This is a genomic window from Paraburkholderia sp. UCT2 (genome assembly GCF_014397665.1).
Classification (GTDB): Bacteria; Pseudomonadota; Gammaproteobacteria; order Burkholderiales; family Burkholderiaceae; genus Paraburkholderia; species Paraburkholderia tuberum.
Genome location: NZ_VZQO01000110.1, coordinates 1 through 2,929 on the forward strand (window position 1 = coordinate 1; position 2,929 = coordinate 2,929).

Annotated in this window: 3 protein-coding genes and 1 pseudogene; all 4 read left to right on the plus strand. The window is 62.4% G+C overall.

Translation table 11 applies throughout. The features are described 5' to 3' along the window. A pseudogene (locus F6X39_RS35825) lies at nt 1-406 on the plus strand (hypothetical protein); the annotation flags it as partial. Further along, complete coding sequence (gene tnpA / locus F6X39_RS35830) at nt 366-773, plus strand: IS66-like element accessory protein TnpA (RefSeq protein ID WP_316251762.1); 408 nt, start codon at nt 366-368, stop codon at nt 771-773. The pseudogene F6X39_RS35825 and the gene tnpA, both read left to right, overlap by 41 nt. After that, complete coding sequence (gene tnpB / locus F6X39_RS35835; protein ID WP_187620113.1) at nt 770-1,114, plus strand: IS66 family insertion sequence element accessory protein TnpB; 345 nt, start codon at nt 770-772, stop codon at nt 1,112-1,114. The genes tnpA and tnpB overlap by 4 nt, the downstream gene beginning before the upstream one ends. 30 nt (nt 1,115-1,144) lie before the next feature. Continuing rightward, nucleotides 1,145-2,698 (plus strand): IS66 family transposase, encoded by a 1,554-nt coding sequence (gene tnpC, locus F6X39_RS35840; RefSeq protein WP_187620114.1) that lies wholly within the window; start codon nt 1,145-1,147, stop codon nt 2,696-2,698. Nucleotides 2,699-2,929 lie beyond the last annotated feature (231 nt).

Consider the following 2,929-nt stretch of genomic DNA (forward strand, 5'->3'; position numbering starts at 1 on the left):
GCACATCGACGCCCTCGTTGCACGCAAACGCGAAGCCCGTCACCATCCCGGCCTCGACCATCTCGCCTGCGCAGCGCCGGCCAGTCACACGCTCATGCTGCGTGCGGCTGAACGCGGCGCCAATCTGGGCAATATCACCGCCCACCTGCTGCGGCTGCTCGACCGTTATGGTGCCGCCGAACTGCAGGCAGCGATCGAGGAAACGCTCGCCAGCGATGCCGCGCCTCACCAGAATCCGGTGCGTCTGGCGCTGGAGCGTCGGCGCGAGTCGCGGCAGATACGTAAGCGCCTCACGGCGGCCGTTCTCCCGGCAGCAGTGAACGGGGGTAATTTGGTTCCCACCAAATATTCTGGTGGGAACCAAAGTGGCCGAGATTGTGGATGGCAAGAACGAAGCACCGGGTAAGCGCCCGAACTTTCCGCGTGAATTCAAACGTCAGCTGGTCGAACAGACGTTCGAGCCCGGAGCTTCCGTATCGCTGGTCGCGCGTCGCAACGACATTAACACCAACCTGCTGTTCAGATGGCGTCGCCAATACCTTCAGGGCGCGTTTGGGGCGCTGCATCCGGCGCATGCGAGACAAGAACCCGAAGGCGACGTTGCATCGTTACTGCCAGTGAGCATTGTCACCGAAGGCGAGGCTTCGATGCCCATGCGCGAGGCCGTGTCGGAGAACGCCTGCGAGATCGAGTTTGACCGTGCACGCTTGCGGATTCGCGGCAACGTGTCGCCGGATATGCTGCGGTTACTGATTCGGGAACTGTCCCGATGATCGGGCTGCCGGCGGGCACCCGCATCTGGATTGCGGCTGGCGTTACCGATATGCGCTGCGGATTTCAGGGACTGGCGGCGAAGGTGCAGACCGCGCTCGAGGAGAATCCGATGGGTGGCAACGTCTTCATTTTCCGGGGGCGGCACGGTGACCTGATAAAGATTTTGTGGGCCACTGAGGACGGGCTATGGCTCCTGGCGAAGCGGCTTGAACGCGGGCGTTTTGTCTGGCCACAGGCTGACGGCGGCAAGGTCCATCTGACGCATGCACAGTTGTCGATGCTACTCGAGGGCATCGATTGGCGACAGCCGCGTCGAACTGCGGTGCTGTCGATGTTGTAAACGCTTCGGGGCGCGCGTAAACTCCGGCGCATGACCGATGATGCCCGTCTTCCGGATGACGTCGATGCACTCAAGGCGTTGCTGCTCGAGGCTCGCGCCCAGCTTGCCGAGCGCGATATCGAAATCGAGCAGCTCAAGGCCCAGATCGACAAACTCAAACGGATGCAGTTCGGCCGCAAGTCCGAGCAGCTGGACCGACAGATCGAGCGGCTTGAGACCGAACTGGAGGAGTTGACCGGTGGGCGCGGTGTCGCGGATGTTCGCCGCGCCCGCGCATCGGGCACGAGTGTGCCCGTCAGCGCAACAGCCTCGAAGGAGGCATTGCCATCCCATCTGCCGCGTGAAGAGGGCGTGCTCGAACCCGATTCGATCTGTCCGAACTGCGGCAACGCCATGCAACCACTCGGTGAAGACGTGTCCGAGCAACTGGCCCGTGTCGCTGCCATGTTCAAGGTGATCCGCACGATCCGGCGCAAGGCTGTCTGTACCTGCTGTAACCACTTCGCGCAGCCGCCGATGCCGGGCCTGCCGATTGAGCGCAGCATCGCGCACCCGAGCCTGCTGGCTGACATCCTCGTCTCGAAGTTCGCTGATCATCAACCGCTGTACCGACAGTCGACGATTGCCGCGCGCGACGGCGTGAAGCTCGACCCTGCCAGCATGGGGCGCTGGGTCGGCCAGTGCGAGGCCCTGTGCGAGCCGTTGACCGAAGCGCTGCGCATCTACACGATGGCAACCTTCAAGCTGCACGCGGATGACACGCCGATCCCTGTACTTGCACCGGGAAACAAAAAGACCCGCACGGGCCGCCTGTGGGTCTACGTTCGCGACGACACCCGATCGGGCTCGACGGAACCGGCCGCAGTCTGGTTTGCCTACTCGCCGGACCGCAAAGGCATTCATCCACAGACTCATCTCGCCGAATTCGAGGGCATCCTGCAGGCCGACGCTTACGGTGGCTTCAACGAGCTGTATGAGGGCGGCAAGATCCGTGAAGCCGCGTGCTGGGATCACGCGAGACGGTACATATACGACGTTCACGTCCGTACGCCGACCGATGCGACAAGGCATGTACTCGAGCTGATCGGCGAACTCTATCGCATTGAGGCGGATATCCGAGGCAAGCCAGCCGCCGAACGGTTGCGCGTACGACAGGAGAGGAGCCTCGCGGTGCTCGCGGCCATCAAGGCATGGATGGCGGACAGGATCGCGACGCTGTCGACGAAGTCTGAGCTGGCCAAAGCAATACACTACTCGCTCAATCAATGGGACGCACTCGTTCTGTATTGCGAAGACGGTCGCGTCGAGATCAGCAATGCCCTCGCCGAAAACGCCCTGCGCTGCGTGAGCCTGGGAAGGAAGAACTTCCTGTTTGCCGGCTCCGACAGTGGAGGTGAGCGGGCCGCCGCAATGTACGGCCTGATCGGGACCTGCAAGCTGAACGACATCAACCCGCGCGCGTATCTGGAATACGTCCTGACTCACATCGCTGACCACAAAGTCAATCGCATCGGCGAACTGCTGCCCTGGAACGTGGTCGACAAGTTGCCCACGCAATCCACTCCGCCATCAGCCACCGCCTGACCTCTGAAACGTCCTCTGGCAGCCATCCGCCACACATCAACGCGCCATCACTATGGTGCCTCATGCGCGCGAAACATCGCGAATGGCCCACGCGAGGCGCTTACGCAGATACCGCCGCCGGTGACGGTGAACCTGCCCGAGCACGTGCGTAGCAAGGACACGCTGGTGACCCCTCACCGGCTCGACATCTACGACCAGATAACGGGAGGTGCTGATGAGCTCGCCTGAGAA

What these genes read in the sequence shown, in the direction of transcription:
- tnpC (WP_187620114.1), top strand. Translation starts at nt 1,145, where the DNA reads ATGACCGATGATGCCCGTCTTCCGGATGACGTCGATGCACTCAAGGCG.
- tnpB (WP_187620113.1), top strand. Translation starts at nt 770, where the DNA reads ATGATCGGGCTGCCGGCGGGCACCCGCATCTGGATTGCGGCTGGCGTT.